Annotated in this window: 21 protein-coding genes; 11 read left to right on the top strand and 10 right to left on the bottom strand. The window is 65.7% G+C overall.

Translation table 11 applies throughout. The annotated features are described in order from the left end of the window. Positions 1–1,629 carry an acyl-CoA synthetase gene (locus DPR14_RS16015; protein ID WP_158046041.1) on the top strand — a complete coding sequence of 543 codons (1,629 nt, stop codon included), beginning with the start codon at positions 1–3 and terminating at the stop codon, positions 1,627–1,629. Here the strand turns inward: DPR14_RS16015 and DPR14_RS16010 are convergent. Then, positions 1,574–2,230, bottom strand: a complete 657-nt coding sequence (locus tag DPR14_RS16010) for a TetR/AcrR family transcriptional regulator (protein ID WP_158046040.1) — start codon at positions 2,228–2,230, stop codon at positions 1,574–1,576. The two genes, DPR14_RS16015 and DPR14_RS16010, sit on opposite strands and share 56 nt — an antisense overlap. 185 nt (positions 2,231–2,415) lie before the next feature. On the opposite strand from DPR14_RS16010, the gene DPR14_RS16005 reads away from it, so the two are divergent. The 4 genes from DPR14_RS16005 to DPR14_RS15990 are packed head-to-tail and all read left to right on the top strand — an operon-like array spanning position 2,416 to position 8,035. Continuing rightward, positions 2,416–3,588: an isovaleryl-CoA dehydrogenase gene (locus tag DPR14_RS16005; protein WP_158046039.1), complete on the top strand. Its 1,173-nt coding sequence runs from the start codon at positions 2,416–2,418 to the stop codon at positions 3,586–3,588. 8 nt (positions 3,589–3,596) lie between these two features. Then, positions 3,597–5,204 (top strand): carboxyl transferase domain-containing protein, encoded by a 1,608-nt coding sequence (locus DPR14_RS16000; protein WP_158046038.1) that lies wholly within the window; start codon positions 3,597–3,599, stop codon positions 5,202–5,204. Positions 5,205–5,230: 26 nt separating this feature from the next. Further along, entirely contained in the window at positions 5,231–6,022 is a 792-nt protein-coding gene (locus DPR14_RS15995; RefSeq protein WP_158046037.1) for an enoyl-CoA hydratase/isomerase family protein, read from the top strand. Positions 6,023–6,028: 6 nt separating this feature from the next. After that, the gene (locus DPR14_RS15990) at positions 6,029–8,035 is read left to right on the top strand and encodes an acetyl/propionyl/methylcrotonyl-CoA carboxylase subunit alpha (RefSeq protein ID WP_158046036.1); all 2,007 of its coding nucleotides are present in this window, start codon (positions 6,029–6,031) and stop codon (positions 8,033–8,035) included. Between the two features lie 229 nt (positions 8,036–8,264). Here the strand turns inward: DPR14_RS15990 and DPR14_RS15985 are convergent, their stop codons facing one another. After that, entirely contained in the window at positions 8,265–9,626 is a 1,362-nt protein-coding gene (locus DPR14_RS15985; protein WP_158045786.1) for an IS1182 family transposase, read from the bottom strand. A 236-nt stretch (positions 9,627–9,862) separates the two neighbouring features. On the opposite strand from DPR14_RS15985, the gene DPR14_RS15980 reads away from it, so the two are divergent. The 6 genes from DPR14_RS15980 to DPR14_RS15955 all read left to right on the top strand — a co-directional run bounded on the left by DPR14_RS15980 (position 9,863) and on the right by DPR14_RS15955 (position 14,790). After that, a complete protein-coding gene (locus DPR14_RS15980; protein WP_211103787.1) occupies positions 9,863–10,990 on the top strand; it encodes an ABC transporter substrate-binding protein in 1,128 nt (375 codons plus the stop codon). Positions 10,991–11,085: 95 nt separating this feature from the next. After that, positions 11,086–11,967 carry a branched-chain amino acid ABC transporter permease gene (locus DPR14_RS15975; RefSeq protein ID WP_158046034.1) on the top strand — a complete coding sequence of 294 codons (882 nt, stop codon included), beginning with the start codon at positions 11,086–11,088 and terminating at the stop codon, positions 11,965–11,967. A gap of 4 nt (positions 11,968–11,971) precedes the next feature. Continuing rightward, a complete protein-coding gene (locus DPR14_RS15970) occupies positions 11,972–12,814 on the top strand; it encodes a branched-chain amino acid ABC transporter permease (RefSeq protein WP_158046033.1) in 843 nt (280 codons plus the stop codon). Then, complete coding sequence (locus DPR14_RS15965) at positions 12,811–13,605, top strand: ABC transporter ATP-binding protein (protein ID WP_158046032.1); 795 nt, start codon at positions 12,811–12,813, stop codon at positions 13,603–13,605. Before DPR14_RS15970 ends, DPR14_RS15965 begins: the two co-directional genes overlap by 4 nt. Continuing rightward, positions 13,602–14,318 carry an ABC transporter ATP-binding protein gene (locus DPR14_RS15960; protein WP_158046031.1) on the top strand — a complete coding sequence of 239 codons (717 nt, stop codon included), beginning with the start codon at positions 13,602–13,604 and terminating at the stop codon, positions 14,316–14,318. Before DPR14_RS15965 ends, DPR14_RS15960 begins: the two co-directional genes overlap by 4 nt. A 58-nt stretch (positions 14,319–14,376) precedes the next feature. Continuing rightward, positions 14,377–14,790 (top strand): hypothetical protein, encoded by a 414-nt coding sequence (locus DPR14_RS15955; RefSeq protein WP_158046030.1) that lies wholly within the window; start codon positions 14,377–14,379, stop codon positions 14,788–14,790. 6 nt (positions 14,791–14,796) lie between these two features. Here the strand turns inward: DPR14_RS15955 and DPR14_RS15950 are convergent, their stop codons facing one another. The 8 genes from DPR14_RS15950 to DPR14_RS15915 all read right to left on the bottom strand — a co-directional run bounded on the left by DPR14_RS15950 (position 14,797) and on the right by DPR14_RS15915 (position 23,419). Continuing rightward, complete coding sequence (locus tag DPR14_RS15950) at positions 14,797–16,137, bottom strand: PQQ-dependent sugar dehydrogenase (RefSeq protein ID WP_158046029.1); 1,341 nt, start codon at positions 16,135–16,137, stop codon at positions 14,797–14,799. 95 nt (positions 16,138–16,232) lie between these two features. Then, positions 16,233–17,042: a DUF2189 domain-containing protein gene (locus DPR14_RS15945; RefSeq protein ID WP_158046028.1), complete on the bottom strand. Its 810-nt coding sequence runs from the start codon at positions 17,040–17,042 to the stop codon at positions 16,233–16,235. 257 nt (positions 17,043–17,299) lie between these two features. Then, positions 17,300–18,220: a serine hydrolase domain-containing protein gene (locus tag DPR14_RS15940; RefSeq protein ID WP_246148217.1), complete on the bottom strand. Its 921-nt coding sequence runs from the start codon at positions 18,218–18,220 to the stop codon at positions 17,300–17,302. 186 nt (positions 18,221–18,406) lie between these two features. Beyond that, the gene (locus DPR14_RS15935) at positions 18,407–19,651 is read right to left on the bottom strand and encodes an O-antigen ligase family protein (RefSeq protein ID WP_158046026.1); all 1,245 of its coding nucleotides are present in this window, start codon (positions 19,649–19,651) and stop codon (positions 18,407–18,409) included. 86 nt (positions 19,652–19,737) lie between these two features. Continuing rightward, positions 19,738–20,841 (bottom strand): glycosyltransferase family 4 protein, encoded by a 1,104-nt coding sequence (locus DPR14_RS15930; protein ID WP_158046025.1) that lies wholly within the window; start codon positions 20,839–20,841, stop codon positions 19,738–19,740. Between the two features lie 28 nt (positions 20,842–20,869). Next, positions 20,870–21,889 carry a glycosyltransferase family 9 protein gene (locus DPR14_RS15925; protein WP_192498971.1) on the bottom strand — a complete coding sequence of 340 codons (1,020 nt, stop codon included), beginning with the start codon at positions 21,887–21,889 and terminating at the stop codon, positions 20,870–20,872. A gap of 16 nt (positions 21,890–21,905) precedes the next feature. Beyond that, positions 21,906–22,340, bottom strand: a complete 435-nt coding sequence (locus tag DPR14_RS15920) for a hypothetical protein (protein ID WP_158046023.1) — start codon at positions 22,338–22,340, stop codon at positions 21,906–21,908. Positions 22,341–22,348: 8 nt separating this feature from the next. Next, positions 22,349–23,419: a glycosyltransferase gene (locus DPR14_RS15915; RefSeq protein ID WP_158046022.1), complete on the bottom strand. Its 1,071-nt coding sequence runs from the start codon at positions 23,417–23,419 to the stop codon at positions 22,349–22,351. Positions 23,420–23,522 lie beyond the last annotated feature (103 nt).

Here is a 23,522-nt window from a genome sequence, read left to right as displayed (position 1 = left end):
ATGCTGACGCGCCACGACGACTACGCCGACCTGTATCGGTCGTTCGCCTGGACGGTGCCGGAGCGCTACAATATCGGCGTCGATGTCTGCGACCGCCATGCCGGCGATCCGGCCCGCGTCGCCCTGATCGTCGAGGAGGAGGACGGCACCGTCCGGCGCCACACCTTCCGCGACCTGTTCCACCAGTCCAACCGGTTGGCCAACGTGCTGGCGGCGCATGGGGCGGTCCGGGGCGACCGGCTGGCCGTGCTGCTGCCCCAGTCGCCGGAAACCGCCGTCGCCCATATCGCGGGCTTCAAGGCGGGGTTGGTCACCATCCCGCTGTTCGCCCTGTTCGGCGAGGAAGCCCTGGAATACCGTCTTTCCGACAGCGGCGCCCGCGTGCTGGTAACCGACAGGGCAGGCTACGCCAAGCTGGCGCCGCTGCGTGACCGGCTGCCCGGCCTGACGCTGGTGCTGTGCATCGACGGGGCGCCGGAAGGAACGCTCGGCTTCCACGAGGCGCTCGCCCGCGCGTCGGACAGCTTCACGCCGGTCGATACCGGGCCGGACGATCCCGCCGTGATCATCTACACCTCCGGCACGACCGGCAGCCCGAAAGGGGCGCTGCACGGGCACCGGGTGCTGCTCGGCCACCTGCCCGGCGTCGAACTGCCGCACGAGTTCTTTCCGCAACCCGGCGACCTGTTCTGGACACCGGCCGACTGGGCCTGGATCGGCGGGCTGTTCGACGTGCTGATGCCGTCCCTGCACCACGGCGTTCCCGTGCTGACCCATCGGTTCCGCAAGTTCGATCCGCAGCAGGCGATCGATTTGATGAAGCGGCACGGCGTCCGCAACGTCTTCCTGCCGCCGACCGCGATCAAGCTGATGCGGCAGGCCGGCGTGACGGGGGAGGGGCTGTCGCTCCGCACCGTCGCCAGCGGCGGCGAAACGCTGGGCGGCGAACTGCTGGACTGGGGACGCTCGGTGTTCGGCGTCACGATCAACGAGTTCTACGGCCAGACCGAGTGCAACGTCGTGGTCGGCAACGCGGCTTCGCTCGGGTTCAGGACGGGATCCATGGGCAGGGCCGTCCCCGGCCACCGTGTCGCCGTGATCGACGCCGAGGGCAACGAACTGCCTGCCGGCGCCGTCGGCTCGATCGCGATCCGCCGTCCCGACCTGGTGATGTTCCTCGGATACTGGAACAAGCCCGAGGCCACCGCCGACAAGTTCGTCGGGGACTGGCTGGTGACCGGCGACCTGGGCCGCCGCGACGAGGACGGTTTCTTCTGGTATGTCGGGCGCGACGACGACGTGATCACCAGCGCCGGCTACCGGATCGGGCCGGGCGAGGTCGAGGAATGCCTGCTCGGCCACCCGGCGGTGGCGCTCGCAGCCGTGATCGGCGTGCCCGACCCGATCCGGACCGAGCGGGTGAAGGCCTATGTCGTGCTGCGTCCGGGCCGGGAGCCGTCCGACGACCTGGCCCGCGAGATCCAGGAGTTCGTCAAGACCAGGCTGGCCGCCCATGAATACCCGCGCGAGGTCGCCTTCGTCCCCGAACTGCCGATGACGGTGACCGGCAAGGTCATGCGCCGCGTGCTGCGCCGGCAGGCGGCCGGGGAAGCAGGCGGTCGGGATTGAAGCCGGCGCCGGGACGGACCAGCCCGTCCCGGACCATCCCGGCATAGACCTCGATCACCTCGTCCTTGGTCAGCCGCCCGCCCGGCTTGAACCAGGTGCAGACCCCGGTCAGCATGGCGAGGATGCCGAACGCGGCGACGGTCGTGTCGGCGGTGGTGAAGTCGCCATGCGCCACGCCGTCGTCCAGGATATCGATCAGCCGGCGCTCGTAGCGGCCGCGCAGGTCCACGATCACGTCGTAGTTCTTCGGCTCCAGGCTGCGCAGCTCGGAATAGCTGATGAAGACTTCCCGCTTCCGGGCGATATGGTACTCGACATGGAACCGGATGAAGGCGTCCAGCCGGTCGGCCGGGGCCTCGATGCCCTCCAGCGCCCGGTCCAGCCGCGCGATCAGTTCCTCCATGTGGACCCGGATCAGGTCGAACAGCAGGTCCTGCTTGGTGGAGATATGGTTGTAGAGGGACCCGACCTGGAGGCCGACCTCCGACGCCAGCTGGCGGAGGCTCATCGCCTCGTAGCCCTGACGGTAGATCAGGCGCAGCCCGGCCTTGCGGATCGCTTCCAGCGTCCTGGTTCCGTTGGATCCCGCGGTGCGTGCCATGGTGGGTTTTCCTGGTTCGATGCTGCCCGTTTCATAACGAAGTCGAAAGCCGGGGCAATCCTTGGCGTCATGCCCTATTATGCCGCCGATACGCCGTTGCGCGCAGCAAAATAAAAACGTATGTTCGTATTTAAACGAGCCCGGCGGCGCTGTCCGGGCGATGCCCAGCGGGAGGAGCGGACACAATGGCGATACCCACCCATAGCGAACTCGATTTCGGCCTCGGTTCCGACCTGGAGATGCTGCGCGACACCGTGCGCACCTTCGCGCAGGAAAAGATCGCCCCCCGCGCGGCGGAGATCGACGCCAAGGACGACTTCCCGATCGACCTGTGGCCGGCCATGGGCGAACTGGGCCTGCACGGCATCACGGTGTCGGAGGAGTTCGGCGGGGTCGACATGGGTTATCTCGCCCACGTCGTCGCGATGGAGGAGATCAGCCGCGCCTCGGCCTCGGTCGGCCTCAGCTATGGCGCCCACTCCAACCTGTGCGTCAACCAGATCAACCGCTGGGGCACGCCGGAACAGAAGAACCGCTACCTGCCCAAGCTGCTGTCCGGCGAGCATGTCGGGGCGCTCGCCATGTCCGAGCCGGGCGCCGGCTCCGACGTGGTCTCGATGCGGCTGCGTGCCGATAAGCGCGGCGACCGCTACGTGCTCAACGGTTCGAAGATGTGGATCACCAACGGCCACTATGCCGAGACGCTGGTGGTTTACGCCAAGACCGATCCGTCCGCCGGCCCGCGCGGCATCACCGCCTTCCTGATCGAGAAGGGCTTCAAGGGGTTCCGCCCGGCGCAGAAGCTGGACAAGCTGGGCATGCGGGGCTCGCCTACCTCGGAACTGGTGTTCGAGGAGTGCGAAGTGCCGGAGGAGAACGTGCTCGGCCTCGTGGGCAAGGGCGTCAACGTCCTGATGTCCGGCCTCGACTACGAGCGTGCCGTCCTGGCCGCCGGCCCGGTCGGCATCATGCAGGCTGCCCTCGACGTGGTCGTGCCTTATGTCCACGAGCGCAAGCAGTTCGACACCCCGATCGGCGAGTTCCAGCTGGTCCAGGGGAAGCTTGCCGACATCTACACCCGGCTGAACGCCTGCCGCGCCTATGTCTATGCCGTGGCCCGCGCCTGCGACGCCGGCAAGACGACCCGCAAGGACGCGGCCGGGGCCATCCTGTACGCGGCCGAGGCAGCGACCCAGGTGGCGCTGGATGCCATCCAGCTCCTGGGCGGGAACGGCTACATCAACGAGTATCCGACCGGCCGCCTGCTGCGCGACGCCAAGCTGTACGAGATCGGCGCCGGCACCAGCGAGATCCGGCGCATGCTGATCGGCCGCGAGCTGTTCAAAGAGACGGCCTGAGACCCGCCATGACCATCCTGAAATCAGCCATCGACACCCGCGACTCCGCTTTCGCCGACAACGCCCAGGTGATGCGCGGGCTGGTCGCCGACCTGCGCGACAGGGTCCACGAGGTCAAGCAGGGGGGAGGGGCGAAGGCCCGCGACCGCCACTTGTCGCGCGGCAAGCTGCTGCCGCGCGACCGGGTGCGCACGCTGCTCGACCCTGGCACGCCGTACCTGGAGTTCTCCCAGCTCGCGGCCCACGGAGTCTACGAGGAACCGATCCACGCCGCCGGTATCCTGACCGGGATCGGCCGGGTGTCGGGCCGGGAGTGCGTGGTGATCGCCAACGACGCGACGGTCAAGGGCGGAACCTATTTCCCGCTGACCGTCAAGAAGCACCTGCGCGCCCAGGAGATCGCCCGGGAGAACAACCTCCCTTGCATCTATCTGGTGGACAGCGGGGGCGCCAACCTGCCGAACCAAGACGAGGTGTTCCCCGACCGGGACCATTTCGGCCGCATCTTCTACAACCAGGCCACCATGTCGGCCCAGGGCATCCCGCAGATCGCGGTGGTGATGGGAAGCTGCACGGCGGGCGGCGCCTATGTCCCGGCCATGAGCGACGAGTCGATCATCGTGCGTCGCCAAGGCACCATCTTCCTCGGCGGCCCGCCGCTGGTGAAGGCCGCGACCGGCGAGGTCGTCTCGGCGGAGGACCTGGGCGGAGCAGACGTCCATAGCCGGACCTCCGGCGTGACCGACCACTACGCCCTGAACGATCCCCACGCGCTGAGCATCGCGCGGCGGATCGTCGGCAACCTGAACCGGCCGAAGCGGCCCCAGGTGGAACTGCGCTCCCCGGCCGAGCCGCTCTATGCCGCGGAGGAGATGTACGGCATCATCCCGAGCGACACGCGGAAGCCCTTCGACGTGCGCGAGGTGATCGCCCGGATCGTGGACGGCTCCGAGTTCGACGAGTTCAAGCAGCTCTACGGCACCACGCTGGTCTGCGGCTTCGCCCATATCTTCGGCTATCCCGTCGGCATCATCGCCAACAACGGCATCCTGTTCTCGGAGTCCGCCCTCAAGGGCGCGCATTTCATCGAACTGTGCTGCCAGCGCGGCATCCCGCTGGTGTTCCTCCAGAACATCACCGGCTTCATGGTCGGCAAGAAATACGAAGCAGGCGGCATCGCGAAGGACGGCGCCAAGCTGGTCACGGCGGTCGCCTGCGCCAACGTGCCCAAGTTCACGGTCGTGATCGGCGGCAGCTTCGGAGCCGGCAACTACGGCATGTGCGGCCGGGCGTTCGGTCCGCGCTTCCTGTGGATGTGGCCGAACTCCCGCATCTCGGTTATGGGCGGGGAGCAGGCCGCCGGCGTGCTGGCCCAGGTCCGTCGCGACGGCATGGAGTCCCAGGGCAAGAGCTGGAGCGCCGAGGACGAGGAAGCTTTCAAGGCGCCGATCCGCGAGCAGTACGAGCACCAGGGCAATCCCTATTACGCCAGCGCCCGGCTGTGGGACGACGGGATCATCGACCCGGCCGATACCCGCATGACCCTCGGCCTCGGAATCTCCGCCGCCCTCAACGCTCCGATCCCGCCGCCGAAGTTCGGCGTGTTCCGGATGTGATGGGAAAGGGCAGGGAGGAAACGCCGATGGACAGCACCAATATCCTGACCGACATCCGGGACGACGGAGTCGCCACCGTCTCCATGAACCGGGCGGAGGTTCACAACGCCTTCAACGACCAGGTCATCGCCGAGATGACCGCGACCCTGCGGCGCCTGGGCGAGGATGATCGGGTTCGCGCGGTCGTGCTTCGGGCCGCCGGCAAGAGCTTCTCGGCCGGGGCCGACCTCGGCTGGATGCAGCGCATGGCCGGCTACGGTCAGGACGAGAACCTGCGTGACGCCGAGGGGCTGGCCGAGCTGATGCGGACCCTCAACTTCCTGCCCCGGCCCACGGTCGCGGTGGTGCAGGGGGCCGCGTTCGGCGGCGGGGTCGGGCTGGTCGCCTGCTGCGACATCGCCATCGCCGCCGAAGGGGCCTCCTTCAGCCTGTCGGAAGTCAAGCTGGGCCTGATCCCGGCCGTCATATCGCCCTATGTGGTGGCGGCGATCGGCGAGCGGGCGTCGCGGCGCTATTTCCTGACGGCGGAGCGGTTCGCCGCAGACGAGGCGTTGCGCATCGGGCTGGTCCATCAGGTGGTGCCGGCCGACCGGCTCGATGCGGCCGTGGACGCCATCCTGGCGCGGCTGGCGGAGGGTGGTCCCGCCGCGCAGAAGGCGGCCAAGGACCTTGTCTTCGCCGTGGCGCACCGGCCCGTGAACGCTACCATGATCCGTGACACCGCCGAACGCATCGCCACCATACGCGCCTCCTCCGAAGGGCGCGAGGGGCTGGCGGCGTTCCTTGAAAAGCGCAAGCCGGCCTGGACGGCGAGGTAGACTCCCATGTTTTCAAAGATCCTGATCGCGAACCGGGGCGAGATCGCCTGCCGGGTCATCCGCACCGCCAAGAGGCTCGGCATCCGGACCGTCGCGGTCTATTCCGACGCCGATGCCGGCGCCCTGCATGTCGAAATGGCGGATGAGGCGTGGCACATCGGGCCGGCGCCGGCGCGGGAGAGCTATCTGCGCGGCGACGCCATCCTGGACGTGGCGAAGCGCTCCGGCGCCGAGGCGATCCATCCCGGTTACGGCTTCCTGTCGGAGAATGCCGGCTTCGCGGAAGCCTGCGAACAGACGGGCGTCGCTTTCATCGGCCCGCCCGCGTCGGCGATCCGCGCCATGGGCGGCAAGTCCGAAGCCAAGGCCCTGATGGAGACGGCTGGCGTGCCGCTGGTGCCGGGCTATCACGGGGAAGACCAGGACCCGGACTTGTTGCGCGCCGAGGCCGGCCGCATCGGCTACCCGGTGCTGATCAAGGCGTCGGCCGGCGGCGGCGGCAAGGGCATGCGCGTGGTCGCCGGACCCGAGGAGTTCGACGACCAGCTGAACGGGGCCAAGCGGGAGGCGATCAATGCCTTCGGCAATGACCGCGTGCTGATCGAACGCTACGTCACCCGGCCGCGCCACGTGGAGATCCAGGTGTTCGCCGACACCCTGGGCGGCTGCGTCTACCTGTTCGAGCGCGACTGCTCGATCCAGCGCCGCCACCAGAAGGTGGTGGAGGAGGCGCCGGCCCCCAACCTGGACCCTGAGACCCGCCGCCGCATGGGTGAGGCCGCCGTCGCGGCGGCCCGGGCGATCGGCTATGTCGGGGCCGGGACGGTGGAGTTCCTGCTGGACGTGGACGGCTCGTTCTTCTTCATGGAGATGAACACCCGCCTCCAGGTCGAGCATCCGGTGACGGAGTACATCACCGGGCAGGATCTGGTGGAATGGCAACTTCGCGTTGCCTCCGGCCAGCCGCTGCCGCTGACCCAGGACCGGCTGTTTATCCACGGCCACGCCATCGAGGTCCGGCTCTACGCCGAGGACCCGCAGAAGGGCTTCCTCCCGCAGACGGGGCGGTTGGACCATCTGGTCTTCCCGCGCCCCGACTTCGGCGCTCGTACCGATACCGGCGTGCGGTCGGGCGACACGATCTCGATCCATTACGACCCGATGATCGCCAAGCTGATCGTCCACGGCGAGGATCGGGCCGCGGCGGTGCGCAAGCTGCGGGGCGCCCTGGCAGAGACCCAGGTGGTCGGCCTGGCGGCGAACACCGATTTCCTGCTGGCCATCGCTTCCCACCCGGCGTTCCTCGCGGCCGATCTTGACACCAGGTTCATCGAGCGGTACCAGGACGACCTGCTGCCCGAACCGGCCCCGGCCGACGACGAGTTGCTGGCGCTGGCATCCTTGGCGGTGCTGCTGGACCGCTCCGCCAAGGCGCAGGCGATCGCGGCGGCTTCGGCCGACCCGTACAGCCCGTGGGCGGGCAGCGACGGCTGGCGGCTGAACGACGACGCCCACGACACGCTGACGTTCCGGGACGGCGGAACCGAGCGGCCGGTCCACCTGATCTACCGCCGCGGGAGCTACCGGCTCGACCTTCCCGGCGGCACCGTCGAGGCGTCGGGCCGGCTCGCCCCCGACGGCATCCTGTCGGCAGACCTGGGCGGCCGGCGGCTGGAGGCCACCGTCGTGCGCCGGGGCGCTGACATCGCCGTTTTCCGCGAGCGCGGCAGCCATCGCCTGACCTTGATCGAGCCGCTGGCCGGGGCCGACTCCGCGGAAGCGCCGGGCAGCCGCCTGATCGCCCCGATGCCCGGCAAGATCATCGCCGTGCTGACCGAACCGGGAGCGGTGGTCACCAAGGGCCAGCCGCTGGTGGTGATGGAAGCGATGAAGATGGAGCACACCATCAAGGCACCCGCGGACGGCACCGTCGAGAAGGTCCGCTATGCCGTGGGCGACCAGGTCGAGGACGGCGCCGAACTGATCGGCTTCGCGGAGACCTCGGCGTCGTAAGTCGGAATCCGCACCCTACCGTCAGTGCTTACCTTGGGGTGGAAGAATAGTATGTCGGCTAGCAGCCTGTCGGACTGGGATTTTCGGGCGAGCGCTTGAGTGCAGCTGCGCCGCCGGAAGGTACTGAAGACGCCGTCGGGACGGTGATGCTGTCCTCGAAATCGTCGGCACCGACCTGCCGCAGTCCGCGACTGCACCGTGGGCGGCCCTGAGCCCGGTTATCCCGCCGTCATCCGGCCGGGCTCAGGACAAACATCCGCTTCAGGTTCCAAGCCATGGTCACAAGGTTCCACTCGCCGCGAACATGATCGAGACCGCGGAGCAGGAACTGGCGGAATCCCAGCACGGACTTGATGATGCCGAAGACCGGTTCCGGGGTGTGTTTGCGCTGGGCGTAGAGCTTCCTGCCCTCCAGCGTCTTCAGGCGGTGAGCCATGGCCTCAACCGCTGTCGGATCGTCCGACGCGGGCGGCGCCTCGGCAAAGCGCTCGCTCAAGGAGGGATGGTGGGCCTCGCGGCCCAGCGCGATCAGCGGCTCGATGCCGGCCGCCCCACAGGCCTGCACGTTGGCCGCACTGAAGTAGCCGGTGTCGGCCAGCAGGGTCTTGGGCTGGCCCAGATCCTCGGGCAGGGCGGCGAGCTTGCCCAGCATCGGCGCGAGCTGCTGCTTGTCGTTGGTCGCCTGGCAGACATCGGCCGCGACCACCAGCAGGCTGCCCGCCGCCACTGCAGCCTGGGCGTTGTAGCACTGCTCGAAGCCACCGCCCGCCACCGGCATGATGCGCGATTGCTCGTCGGTCAGGTTGACCTGATCGGTTGGCCGGGGACCTTCGACGGGGGGCTGGGGCGGCTTGCCCCGGGGCTTCTTGCCTGTCGCCTCGGCCTTCGCGTCCCGCGCCGCAAGCTTAGCCTCATGTTCGGCTTGCTCGCGCTCAAAGCGTTCTCGAGCGCGCGCTTCGATTGTTGCGCGCGCCTCGGCGAGCTTTGCCAGCCGCTCCTCGCGGCGCCCCAGTTCATCGGGGATCGACAGGCCGTCGGGGAGGTCCGCGCGGTCCGCCGCCTCGGCCTTGGCCAGCAACTCGGCCACTTCGGCCTTCAGTTGCGCCTCGATCTTGCCGGCATGCTCATAGGACAGCGCGCTGTGCCGGCTGGCATTGGCGTGGATCTTGGTTCCGTCGAGCGCCACCGTGCCCATCTTGAGCACGCCCATCTCGCGCGCCACCGCCAGCACCTGGACGAACAGACCCTCGATCTCCTGGAGAAACCGTCGCCGGAACGCCGCGATCGTGTCGTGATCCGGATGCTGGTTCGCCGCGATGAAACGGAAGGCTACCGAGTCATAGCTCGCCCGCTCCAGCTTGCGGCTCGAGAACACGCCGGTCGCGTAGCCATAAACCAGGATGCCCAGCAGCAGCGACGGCGGGTAGGACGCCGAACCCGAGCCGCGGTAGCTCCCCCTCATCACCCTCAAATCCAAGCCGTCGATCACCTCGACCACAAAGCGAGCCAGGTGCTTCTCCGGCAGCCACTCGTCAACCGACGGCGGCAGAAGGAACCCGGTCTGGCGGTCGATCGGCCGGAAGTTGCTCATCGCGGGAATATCCTGGAAAAGCGGTCGAAACGTGCTCTGAGTCTATCAGGCTCGCCCCACGGCGTTAAGTCCGACAGGCTGCTAGAGCGCAGCGGCAGCCGACAAAGCAGGCGCGTTACGGTCGGCTGCCGCTGCGCTCTAGCCGACATACCGACCGATCGGCGGGTCGGAGCTTGCATTTTATAAACAGGCCGGACAAGTTCCGGGCCCAGCGGGAAAACTCAGGGAGAATGCAGATGTCCAGGTTGCTTGCGACGGTAGGGGCGATCGCGCTCGGTTCGCTCCTGGCGACGCCTGTCATGGCGCAGGAGACGGTGACCATCGGTGCCATCGAGATCCTGTCCGGGCCGAGTGCCGCCTACGGCACCGCCATCAAGGGCGGCCTCGAACTGGCGATGGACGAGATCAACGCCAAGGGCGGCGTGCTCGGCGGGAAGAAGCTGGCGCTGATCGTCGAGGATTCGGCCGGCAACAAGGACCAGGCTGTCAACGCCGCGCGCAAGCTGGTGGGACGCGACAAGGTGCCGGTCGTGATCGGCCCGACGCTGTCCAACGAGATGTTCGCGGTCGGTCCGGTCACCAACGGCCGCGAAGTGGTCACGGTCGGCACATCGACCACCGCCAAAGGCATCACCGAGATCGGCCCGTTCATCTTCCGCACCTCGCTGCCGGAATCCGACGTCGTTCCGGTCACGCTGAAGACGGCGCAGGAGAAGTTCGGCATCAAGAAGATCGCGATGATGTACGCGAACGACGACGCCTTCAGCAAGTCGGGCTTCGACAGCATGAAGGCCGCGGCCGAGGAGCTGGGGCTGGAGATCGCGACGATCGAGACCTTCGGCAGCAAGGACACCGACTTCTCGGCCCAGCTCACCAAGATCAAGGGCCTTGGCGTCGAAGCCATCACCATCTCGGCGCTGGTCGAGCCGATTTCCGGCGTCGTCCTCCAGGCGCGCCAGCTCGGCATCCCCGACAGCGTCCGCTTCATCGGCGGCAACGGTGCGAACTCGCCGAAGCTGGGCGAGATCGCCGGTGCCGCGGCCGACGGCCTGCTGGTCGGCAGCCCCTGGTTCATCGCCAAGCCGGACGAGGCGAACCGGAAGTTCGTGGCCGACTACAAGCAGCGGAACGGCAAGGACCCGGACCAGTTCGCGGCGCAGGCCTATGACACGATGTACATCGTGGCCCAGGCGATCGACCGGGCGGGTGCGGCCGAGAGCGACAAGATCCGCCAGGCGCTCTACAAGACCGACTTCAACGGCGTCATGGGGCCGTTCACCTTCACCGAGGGTCGCGATCCCGCCTCGAACGAGGGCGTCGTCGTGCTGTCCATGAAAAACGGCCGCTTCGAAATACTGGAGTAGTTCCAGCCAACGGACCGTGCTAAGGGAGGCCCGCCCCCGTGGCGGGCTTCCGCTTTGCGGCATGTTTCTCGACTTGCAAATGGCGCATTCTTTCCATGCTGTCCCAACAATTGGTCAACGGCCTGGTGCTGGGTTCGACCTATGCGCTTTTCGCGCTGGGGTTCACGCTGATCTTCGGTGTGCTCCGGGTCATCAACCTGACCTATGGCTTCTATTTCTCGGTCGGCGCCTTCGTGGCCCTGGCCGCCGCGCGCGAGCTTGGCGCCAATATCTGGGTGGCGTTGCCTCTGGGCGCGGTCGCGGCCGGGCTGGTGGCCGTCGTCGCGGACTGGCTCCTGCTGACGCGGCTTCGCCGGGCGAAGGCCGGTGAGCTTGCGTCGCTGATGGTGACGCTGGGCGCCGTGCTGGCGCTCTATTCGCTGATGGCGGTCTTCATCGGCACCGATATCCAGCGCTTCCCCTTCGGCTTCGTCGACAATTCCGCCCTGGAATTCGGTGATGTTCGCATCTCCACGGTGCAGATCCTGATCATCGGCACCACTCTGGTGCTGGTGGCACTTCTGTTCGTGCTGCTCCAGCGCACCAGGCTGGGCCTGATGATCCGCGCCCTGGCGGAGAACGAGGACGCCGCCAGGCTGATGGGCATCAATGTCGGCCTGACCGTGGCCGCCGTCTCCTTCCTGTCCGGCATGCTGGGCGGGGCGGCCGGCGTCCTGATCGGCCTGAATTTCAATGCGATCCAGCCTTTCATGGGCGAGCACATGATGCTTCGGGGTTTCGCCGTCATCATCATCGGCGGCCTGGGCGATATCCGCGGCGCGCTGATCGCCGGCGTGCTGCTGGGCCTGCTGGAAGTGCTGACCGCAGGTTATATCTCGTCCAACGCCAGGGAGGCGGTCGCTTTCACCATCCTGGTGCTGACCCTGTGGTTCCGCCCGGTCGGCCTTTTCGGCCGCGCCCAGGCGAAGAGGGCCTGACACCATGCCCGTATGGCTCGACGATTTCCTTTTCACCTACGAGACGCTGATCCACGCTCTCGGGGTCCACGGGCTGCTGGCCTTGTCGATGTATTGCGTGATGGCCGTGGGGCAGCTCTCCCTGGGGCAGGCCGCCTTCATGGGGATCGGCGCCTATACCGGGGCGCTGCTGACGCTGAAGCTGGGGCTGCCGTTCTGGCTGGTGCTGCCGCTGTCGGCCCTGGCGCCGGCACTGGTGGCGCTGGTGATCGGCGGCCCGACGCTGCGGCTGAGCGGTGTCTATCTCGCGATCTCCACCATCGCCCTCGGCGAGGTTCTGCGCGTCCTCTACATCAACGCCGAAGGACTGACCGGCGGCGCGCTCGGTCTGTCCGGAATCCCGCGGAAGGCGGACCTGTGGCTCATCTATCTGCTGCTCCTGCTCGGCGTCGTCGGGTTCTGGATGGTCGGGCGGTCGAAGATCGGCCGCGCCATGGAGGCGATGCGCGAGGACGAGGCGGTGGCCGGCGTCATGGGCGTCAACCTGCCGCGCTACAAGCTGGGGGCGTTGATCGTCTCCTCCATGCTGGCGGGGCTGGCCGGCTGCCTGACGGCGCACAGCAACAGCTTCATCGGTCCCAATGAGTTCGGTTTCGAAATGGCCGTGACGATCCTCAGCTTCGCGCTGCTCGGCGGCATCGGCACTCCCGTCGCCCCGGTGATCGGCGCCATGATCCTGACGGCGCTGCCGGAGGTGCTGCGTCCGCTCCAGGATTTCCGGCTGGTGATCAACGGGCTGATCATCGTCGTCGCGGTGCTGTTCCTGCCGCGCGGCGTTATTCCGTTCAGGCTGAGGCGGGCGCCATGACCATTCTGTTTTCCGCCCGGCAGATCTCCAAGCAGTTCACCGGGCTGCTGGCCGTCAACCAGGTCGACGTCGATGTGGCGGCAGGCTCCGTCCACGGCATCATCGGCCCCAACGGCGCCGGCAAGACGACGTTCTTCAACCTGATCTCGGGTTTGCTGCCGCCGACTTCCGGCACACTGACGCTCGACGGGCATGACATCACCGGGGCGGCGCCGTACGAGCGGACGCGGCTGGGCGTCGCCCGGACGTTTCAGAACATCCGCATGTTCTCCGACATGACGGTGGTCGAGAACGTCATGACCGGAATGCACACGCGCCTGGACTCTTCCGGCCTCGCGGCGCTGCTGCGTCTGCCCGCGTTCCGGCGGGAGGAGCGGGCCGCCAAGGCGAAAGCGATGGAATTGCTGGAGTTCGTGAGGCTCGCCGACAAGGCGGGGCTGCGGTCCGGCGACCTGTCCTACGGCGACCAGCGCCGGCTGGAGATCGCCCGAGCGCTGGCCGGAAGCCCGCGCCTGCTGCTGCTGGACGAACCCGCCGCCGGCATGAACCCGACGGAGACCCGCGACCTGGCGGGGCTGCTCCGTCAGGTCGGCCAGCGCGACATCACGCTGCTGCTGGTGGAGCACAACATGGGCTTCGTGATGGACCTGTGCGACCGCATCACCGTGCTGAACTTCGGCCGCAAGATCGCCGAGGGCACCGCCCGCGAGGTGCGCGACGATCCGGCCGTGATCGAAGCCTATCTCGGCACCAAGGTCGCCGAACGTCTGGCGAAGGCGCACGGCGCATGAGCACTCTTCTCGAAGTATCGGGCCTCCACCTGGGCTATGGCAGGACCACCGCGGTCAAGGGCATCGACCTGTCGGTCCCCGTCGGCGGCGTGGTCTGCCTGATCGGCGCCAACGGGGCCGGAAAGACCACCACCATGCGCGGTCTGGCCGGGCTGCTGAAGCCGTCGGCGGGTACCGTCCGCTTCGACGGCGCCGACATCACCGGAACCGCGGCTCACCGCATCGCCCGGCTGGGCATCCGGCAGGTGCCGGAGGGACGGCAGGTCTTCGCCGAGATGACGGTGGACGAGAACCTGCAGCTCGGCGGCCTTCAGGCACCGGGCGCGGCGGAATACGCCAGGCGCCGCGACCGAGTGCTGGAGCGTTTTCCCCGCCTTCGCGAGCGGCTGTCACAGCAGGCGGGCCTGCTGTCGGGGGGCGAGCAGCAGATGCTCGCCATAGGTCGCGCGCTGATGGGGGCACCCCGCCTGCTGCTGCTCGACGAGCCGAGCATGGGGCTGGCGCCCCTGTTCGTGGAGGAGATCTTCCGGATCATCGCCGACCTGAAGCGCGAAGGCTCTACGATCCTTCTGGTCGAGCAGAACGCCCAGGCGGCGTTGGAGATCGCCGATTATGCCTATGTGCTTGAGAGCGGCACGATAACGCTCCATGGTCCGGGGTCGGAGATCGCCGACAACCCGCAGGTGGCCGCAGCCTATCTAGGTGGCCATTGACACATTAATCTGATATTCACGCCATCTCCTCGGCGGGAAGTCCAGCAGTCGGTGAACGATGGCACGAAACAGCAACCGCGGTACGGCACGACAGAAACCCCGGGTAGCCCGGACCCCGGCACCGGTTCAGGCCGAGAATGCCGACGGACTGACCAGCGTCACTGTCCGCGTGCCCGAAGCGGCAAGGCCTTTCATCGAGAAGGCGGCGGAGATGATGCGAGATGGAACAGACCCGGCCGCGGCATTGCGCCGCGCCGGCGGCAGCTTCGACGCCTCCGCCCCGCCGCCCAGCCGGGGCGAGGCGCTGTCCGACGACGACATGGCTCGCCAGCGCGACCAGCACCAGATGGCGAAGCTGCGCAGCCGCCTGGAAGGCCAGGAACTGCGCAGCGCCGCGGAGATCGGCCAGAGGGTCAGGAGCCTGAGCGGCTGGCGCCTGACCCTGGCCCGCATGGCCGGGATCGTCGGTTAGACGGGCTTACTGCTGCGCCGCTTGGCCCACGGTCGTATCGGCGCTGACCCGCCACACCCGGTTGCCGACGTCGTCGGTCACCAGCAGCCCGCCCTTGCCGTCGGGTGCCACGTCTACCGGCCGGCCCAGCGCGTCGCCTTCCTCGTTGACGAAGCCGGTCAGCACGTCGACCGGATCGCCCGATGGCTTGCCATCGGCGAAGGGTACGAAGATCACCTTGTAACCGCTGCGCGGCTTGCGGTTCCAGGACCCGTGCTGGCCGATGAAGACACCGTTCGAGAACTGGTCGGTCAGCGTGTCCTCGTTCGAGAAGGCGAGGCCGAGGGATGCCGTGTGGGACCCGAGCGCATAATCCGGCGGGATCGCCTTGGCGACGAGATCTGGCCGCTGGGGCTCGACCCGGACATCCACGTTCTGGCCGTAGTAGCTGTAGGGCCAGCCGTAGAAGCCGCCGTCCTGAACCGACGTCATATAATCCGGCACCAGGTCGCCGCCGATTTCGTCGCGCTCGTTGACCGCGGTCCATAGGGCGCCGGTGGCGGGTTCCCAGTCCAACCCGTTAGGATTGCGCAGGCCGGAGGCGAAGATGCGGTGCTCGCCGGACGCCGGGTTGATCTCCCAGATCGCGGCGCGGCCTTCCTCGATTTCCATGCCGTTCTCGCCGACATTGCTGTTCGAACCGACGGTCGCGTACAGCAGCTTGCCGTCGCGGCTGGCGATGGCGTTCTTCGTCCAGTGATGATTGATGCCGGCCGGCAGGTCGACCACCTTGGTAGCCGGCGCCGTGATCTTCGTCTGCCCCTCCTCGTACGGGAAACGCACGATCGCGTCGGCGTTCGCTACGTAAAGGTCGTTGCCGACCAGCGTCATGCCGAAGGGGGAGAAGAGGTTTTCAAGGAAGGCGGTCTTGGTTTCGGCCACCCCGTCGCCGTCGCCGTCGCGCAGCAGGCTGATGCGGTTGGCGCTGGGCACGCCGGCGCCGGCCCTGCTCATCACCAGGTTCATCACCCAGCCCTTGATGCCGCCGCTCTCTTCCTTGGGCGGCGCGTTGGATTCGGCCACGAGGACGTCACCGTTGGGCAGCACATGGAGCCAGCGGGGATGGTCGAGGCCGGCGGCGAACTCGGTCACGCCCAGTCCCTGGGCCGTGGTCGGCTTGCCGCCTTCCGGCCAGCCCTTCGCCGGGGCGATATGGACGGTGGGGAGCGGCGACTCCTCGTTCGGGGCCGGCAGTTCCGGCTTCGGGCCGATGCCTGCCGAAACGGGAAGCGACGCATTCTCGCCGCAGCCGGCCAGGGTGAGGCCTGCCGCGGCGACGAGGAGCGAGGCGGTGGGAAGCGTGCGCATTTCGCGGTGTTCCTGAAATCTATAGGTGTCTTCAGGTACAACACGGAACCCGGAAAGCTGTTCCGCCCAGCCCTTTTCCAATCAGACTGGGTCGATCAGTTATCGATGACCCTGCGGTACAGGTGCCAGGTTGCATGGCCCAGGATCGGCATCACGACTGCCAGGCCGACGAAGAACGGCAGGGATCCGACCGCGATCGACACGGCGACCACGAGGCCCCAGGCCGCCATCGGGACAGGATTGGCCACGACCGCCCGGAGCGAGGTCTTGACCGCGGCGACCGGTCCGACGTTCCGGTCCAAAAGCAGCGGGAAGGACACGACGGAGGTTGCCAGCACCACCACCGCGAACAGGAACCCCACCAGGTTCCCGAGGAATATCATCTGCCATCCCTCCGCCGTGTTGAAAACCCTGTACAGGAATCCGCCCTCGGACGCTGCGACCGACGCGCCCAGGGTTGCCTCGTAGATCGCGGAGGCGGCGGCCAGCCACGCGATGAAGAGTGCCACCAGTCCGAGCGCCAGCACCATGATCGACCCGATCGCCGGGGATTTCAGTACGTCGAAGGCATGCAGCCAAGTAACAGGCTTGCCCTGTTCGCGACGCCGGCTCAGTTCATAGATTCCGATCGCGGCGACCGGACCCATCAGCGTCAATCCGGCAATCAGAGGGTACAGCAGAGGGCGGAGGTCGGCGCCATATGCCCAGCGGGCCGCGACCAGCCCGACCAGGGGATAGATTATGCCTAGAAAGACCAACTGCGTCGGCGTCGCGAGGAAATCCTCGACGCCTTTTCCCAGGGCGTACCTGATGTCGCTCAATCCGATCTTTCTCACCCCGGGATAGGCTTCGCCGTACGCCACTTCCCGGACCGAGGGTCCGTTGGTCGCCGTTCTGTTCGCCATCTTCCTGCCTCCCTTTGAGAGCGGCCGTCAGAAGCGGTCATGCTGCGATCTTTTCGCAGGTGGCACGATTCATCGGCCGTCTACCTATGGGCCGGACCGCGCGGTCATCCCTGCCGGGCACCGCCGACCGTATCCCGGTTAACCATATCTATCATTGTTGGAGTATCTGACCAGTACAACCAGACCGGAATCGGGGCATTCGCCGGGAAAAACCGGGGAGAGGGCATCCGAACGTTCGGGCAGCCGGTCCGCCCAGGTTATTGCGCAGCCGGAATGATCCCGTCGGCCATCAGGGCGTGGAGGTCGCGGACATAGCCGGTCCGGCCCGACGGAGAGTCCGGATCCGAGGTCATGACAACCGTCATCCCGAGGTCCGGGACCACGTACAGCATCTGCCCGCCATAGCCCCAGGCATAGTGGACCGTATGCCCCTTCATCTCCCGGATGAACCAGCCATAGCCGTAGCTGTCCCCGGTATGGACCGAGCGGGCCTGCGGGGTCCAGGAGGCGCGGATCCAGGCTTCCGACAGGACGCGGCGGCCATCCACCACGCCGCCGTTCCGGTAAAGCTCACCGAAGCGGAACAGGGCGCGGGGCGACAGCAGCATGTTGTTTCCGCCGAAATAGGTGCCCTGTGGATCGCGTTGCCATGCCGGCACCTCGATGCCCAGCGGCCCGCCGAGCCAGTCCCGCGCCAGGGCCAGGGTGCTTCGCCCGGCCGCGCGGGTCAAGGCGGCGGACAGGATATGCGAATTGCCGGTCGAATAGAGCATTCCGCCGCCGGGTTCGTCGACGAAGGGGCGCGCCAGGGCGAAACTCACCCAGTCGCGGCTGCTCACCCAGCGGCCATAGAAGGGACCGGATGTCCGTTCCAGCCCGGAACGCATCGCCAGCAGGTGGTCGATGGTCACCTGCGCCAGCCGCGGGTCGGCGCTGGCGGGGACGCGGTTCCCCAGGATCTCGACGATCGGCTGATCGACCCCTTCGAAGACGCCGCGGTCGATCGCGATCCCGGCCAGCGCCGCGATCACGGTCTTCGACAGCGACTTCACGTTCACCGGGCGGTCCAGGTCAGGTCCGTTGAAGACATGCTCCATGATCGGGACACCGTCGCGGGCCACGATCAGCGAGCGGAGGGTCGGCAGGTCGGCGGCCTGTGCGAGCACTTGGTCGAGCATCGCCCGGTCCAGCGGACGGGCCGCCTGCGCGGTTGCGTGGGGAGCGGCATGGGTGATGAGTCCGGCAAGCGCGGCCAGAAACAGGACCTTGCCAATGAAGGGCCCAATGAAGGGCCCAATGAAGGGCATGGAAGAGGGGGGTGAGCGCAGGAGCATGGCGATTAGTTGGCGTCTGGCGCTCAATCGTCAACACTGGAGAGACGGCCGGCCGACTGGATCGGTCGAGGCGCTGCGTGGGTCCGTGACGGCGACGAGCCATCCTATCGCCAGCCATAGGAGAACACCGTTCCAGTTGCTGAAAGCGCTTTGGCTGCTTGCCAGGGGCCATACGAAAGTGATGACGCCGGCCAGTGCGCCGATGGCGAGGCAACGGTCGAAGGTGGAAAGTGCAGCGAAGGATGTCTTTGCAGCGGGGCGAAAAACCAGCCCGAGCAGGATGAGGAATCCGGTCAGTCCGATGATCCCGCCTTCGACCAGCCACTCCAGGTAGATGTTGTGGGGATGTAGTTGGCAATGATTGGGTCCGTACAGATCGTACGCGGCGTCGGCGCAAGCCACACGGTAATTCCGAAGCCCGACGCCGGACAAGGGGTGGTCCAGCCATATCGCCAAGCTGGTCCGCCAGATCTGCCCGTAATCGGAATTGCCGAGGTTCATGATCTGCGCGAAGCTGCGGTTGAACATCCACGTCATCATGGTTTCGTTGAACAAAGCAACTCCGAGGACCAGGATGACTAGCCCGAGCGAGACGATCCAGAGGAGGCGCCTCACTTCGGGCAGGAAGAAGCCGAAAAGGACCAAGCCGAAAACAAAGAGAAGGGTTGGCATCCGCTCTCCGCTCAGGAAGATCGCGACACCCAGGATCGCGACTGCCCCGCCGACCAGCCCGAAGCTTCTGGCGTCGCCCCTGGTGAAGGCCCAGCCCAGCATTCCTCCGATCACCGGGCAAGCCAGCTTCTGCAGATATGTTCCGACGACCGGGTCGGAAAACGGCCCCATCAGCCGCATCTCGTCGACGATCTCGTGTCCGGCGAATCTCGGCAGGAACTCGTAGAACGCCACCAGGATGACGATGGACATGGCTGAGGCCGTCGACCAAAGCAACTTCACGCGGGCATGGCGCATTGTCAGGACCCAGTGCTGCAAGGCGGCCGCGAACAGCAGATACCGTCCCCATCCCAGCGTTCGGTCAAGGGAGTTCATGGGGTCGATGGAGAGCGGCGTCATCGCCATCAGCCAAGTCCACAACATGAGGCCGAACATCAACCAAGGCGTGGATACCCAGCTCCAATCCCGTGCAAGAGCCCGATCGATCAGGAACAGGATGCCGGTCACAATGACGGCGAGATCGGCCGGCATCCGTCCGACGAGGAAAAGCAGCGGTATCGAATACGTAAGCGCACGCGCCGCGGAGAGACGGGAAATCGACATTCATGAAGTTCCGGAAAAATTGTCTGCGCAAGAATGGGGCCGATGAAATCGGTCGGCGCTTATCGGAGCGGCGAGATGCGGGACGGTCATCTCATCAGGACGATCTCCCGCAGGTCGTCCTGGTGCCGCGACAGGTTGGCGATGTCGAAGGGATAGTCCGCCCAGGCCGCCGCTTGCAGGCGCGATCGGAGGTCCTGCCCCGCTATCACGCTCTCAAGCGCCTCCGCCAGGGCCGATCCGGTCGCCTGATTGACCACGAGGCCGCGGCTCCGGGCCACTTCGGGAAGGCCGCCGCGGTCGGTTGCGATCAGCGCCGAACCTGCGGCGAGGGCCTCGACGGCTGCTCGGGAAAGGGGCTCGGGCCAGATCGAGGGAACCATGACGATGGCGGCCTTCGACATCAGGAGCATCACCTCGTCGTGCGGACGGAATCCTAGGAAGTCGACACAGGGGGCCATCGCGGCGGCGCGGCGGCGGACATCGGTCTCATAGCTGTTCCCGCTTTCCGGATCGCCGTGCCGTCGCCCTCCGAGCAGGACTGCCCGCCATTCCGGAAACTTTGGAAGGACCCGCTCGACAGCCTCGATGAACAGGTGCGCGCCCTTCTCCGGGACGATCCGGCCGGCGAAGAGAACCAGCGGCAGTTTATCCGGCGGCTCAGCCCAGGACCTGTCTATGCCATTGTAGACGACGTGCACCTTATCGCCGGGGTCGCTTATCCCCTGGAGAAAACGGCGGCGGACATAGTCGCTGACGCAGTAGATCGCGGAGGCGCGTCGCAGAAGTGCCTCACGTTCCGCCGGCATCCGCAGTCCGGCCATGTCGGTCGGGTCATTGTGAAGATGCAGGGCCAGTTTCAGCCTGCGATCGCGCCGGGCGAGATAATCGAAGACCTGCGGTCTGTTATGCACCTCCACCATCCCGACCGGCCGATCCCGCGCCAGTATCCGGAATGCTTCGGCCAAACCCCTGTTTCTCCCCCGAAACCATGCGCCGACCGGCTGAAGCGGTTGGAAGTGGAAGCCGGCGAAAGGCGTATCGACCGGCCTGCCATAAACGGTGATGTCGTCCACGAAACGGCTGTGCGCCAAGGCATCACGGACGCACAGGGAAATCGCCCCGGCATGTGCCGGCGCGAAACGCTCCGCATGGGGCAGCAGGATCGCGATATTGCGATGACTATCCATCATTCTGCCGCCCCTTCCCAGCAGACGGCGATCAAGGCGACTGGCGGGAGACCGCGGTGGCGGTCGTGCCCGGGGCCGGTTCCCGCTGCTCGACCAGCTTCCGCTGCTCGACCAGCTTCCGCTGCTCGACCAGCTTCCGCTGCTCGACCAGTTTCCGTGCGGCCTGGAACACGGCTTCGACCGATACCGTCCCGATATCGACGGGACCGTTGGCACCATCTGCGGTGACAGCCGCCGCGGACGGTCCGAAAGGGCCGTAAACCCGTGAATCCGTTGGACCGAATATCCCCACCGTGGGGACTTCCACCGCTGCGGCGACATGCATGAAGCCTGAATCGTTGCCGACATAAAGCATTGAATGGGAAATGCAGGCGGCCTGCGTCATGATGCTGTCGGTTTCGGTATTCGCGATCAGATTGATCAATCTGCCCGGCGGTATTCCCTGGCGGAGCTTTTCGGCCAGATCCAATTCATCCCTGCTGCCCACCACCATGAACTTGATCGGACTGCCATGGCTGCAATAGTCTATAAGCAGGTTGGCCAGAGCGATGTAGTTCTGTATTGGCCATATCTTGTTGTTCCTGGCGGCACCAAGTCCGAATGTCACGATACGGTCCTGGCCCAGGAGAAGTCGCGTGGCGAACTGGGCGGCCTCCTCGTCGATCCACAGCTTCGGGAAGGGCAACCTGGCGGTTCCGACCATGCGAGCCAGATCGTCATGAACCGAGGATTGATCGGTCTGTGGCCGGAAAATCAGCTTCCTGCGGGAAAAGGTCAGGCGACTGACGATGGTGTTCTTCAGGTCAACGACAAGGTCCCATCGATGCTGCTCGACGAACCATAAGATTTCGAGCCAGTGCCTCTTCCAAGGTTTCTTATGGACGATCTCGCACCTGTCAAGGCATGGGATCGTCCGCATCACCTCGTAGGCCAGCGGACCGCAGAGAAGCGTGATCGAGGCATTGGGATACAGTTTGATCAACTCCTGGATCACGCATAACGACATCACTCCGTCGCCCATGCGATTCCATCCGATGAAGAGGATTTTCATGGTGTGATGGGCTTTCTCAATACCCGAGGATGTCGGTGAAAAACTCCTCATCGAATTTTGGATTAAGCCAAATCGTTAGATTTGATCCCACGGGATGACGTGATCGTATTTTTTCCGGGATATGAAAGTCTTTCCAGTAAACTACTCTATACTCGTCAATGATGCGCAGATTGTTGATGCCCTTCGCCCAGTAGCTCAGCTCGACATGTAGGCCATAGAAGGTGTCTGTCATGTCTTCAGTTTCATCGTTATAAGTATTAACGATAACTTCACCTTTCGTGACCTGTGCTGAAACCGGAAGCCATTGCGATCTGACCCGAGCCTGGCGAAGCAGAAACTCGAGTTTTACAATTGGATTCAGTGGAGCCAGAAACCCGACCGTCAAGGGAGCCAAGGTTTGCCTGACGACTTCGGGAGTTCGATGATCCGATATGCTGAAGACTTCGAGCATACGCACCTTCACGAACCTCCGACCGCTTCCAGTTCCGGCATCACGCCCATAGGCTTTGCTGACTGGATTTGCTCATATATGTTCAGCAAACGCCCGACGGTCCTTTCCTCGGTGAATTGGCCGTGGTATCGAGCGTTTCCCCTGGAGGCGAGCCGGTCGGCAAGTTCCGGATCGGTCAGGATCCGGCGGATGCTGTCGGCCAGGGCTCCCACGTCATCGATGGGCACCATGAGACCGTCTTCATCGTGGCGTATCGTCTCGCGGGGGCCGGCCGACATGGCGGAAATGATTGGCTTGCGGTTCTGCCAAGCTTCAAGAATGACCGTCCCGAACGGTTCGTACCGGGATGGCAGCAGGCAGATGTCCGCCGCGCGCAGGAGTGCGCCGCGATCGGAGCGCCACCCCAGAAACTTGACCCTGCCGCCTACCCCTATGCTCTGAGCCAGGGAACTGAGTTCAGCGTCCAGTGGCCCGTCGCCCGCTATCCACAGGTGGCAGTCGGGGATGGAGGCCAGCGCCTTTATGGCGATGTCGATGCCTTTCTTGATATGGAGGCGGGATAGCGTAAGCAGAACCGGAACGTCTTCGGGCGTGCCGATTTCCGCCCGTGAAGCTGGTGCTTGGTCGTTCGCGCTGGAAAAGGTATTGACGTAGTGCGCCCGCGCCGGAGGTATTCCCTTGGCGACCATATGGTCCACTATTCCTGGAGTGACGCCGATGAAGTACTTGCACGCGGCAAAGTTGGCGGGATCATAATAACCACCGAACCACCCGATTGTCGGGATGGTGGTGATCGGAGTCATCGTCGCCGCTCGCCGCATCCAGCACTGTATGATATCGGGTTTTTCGCATGCGATCGCCCGCCTGATGTACCAGCGCGGTAGAAAGGACTTGGCCTGCCAGCCGTGTGACAGTGCGAATCTCAAACCAGCGGATTTCAACGCTTCGTAACGATCGGAGAGGGGATTGGCGATGACTACTTGATCAACGCCGTATCTATGCAGCGCCATCACCGTATCGGCAAAATGCATCTCAGCGCCGCCATTTGCACGGCTCAGCATAATCTGCATGATTTTCATGTCGCTTGAATCCCGGTACTTCTCATTGGGGCGTTGAGTTGCTGCAAGCCGTGGAAGCGACGGTGTCACGTCCCAAAGACATCACCTACGCAGCCCCTATATC

It is taken from the genome of Skermanella pratensis, from assembly GCF_008843145.1.
In the GTDB taxonomy this organism is placed as follows: Bacteria; Pseudomonadota; Alphaproteobacteria; order Azospirillales; family Azospirillaceae; genus Skermanella; species Skermanella pratensis.
This window is presented reverse-complemented; position numbering and strand designations above follow the sequence as displayed.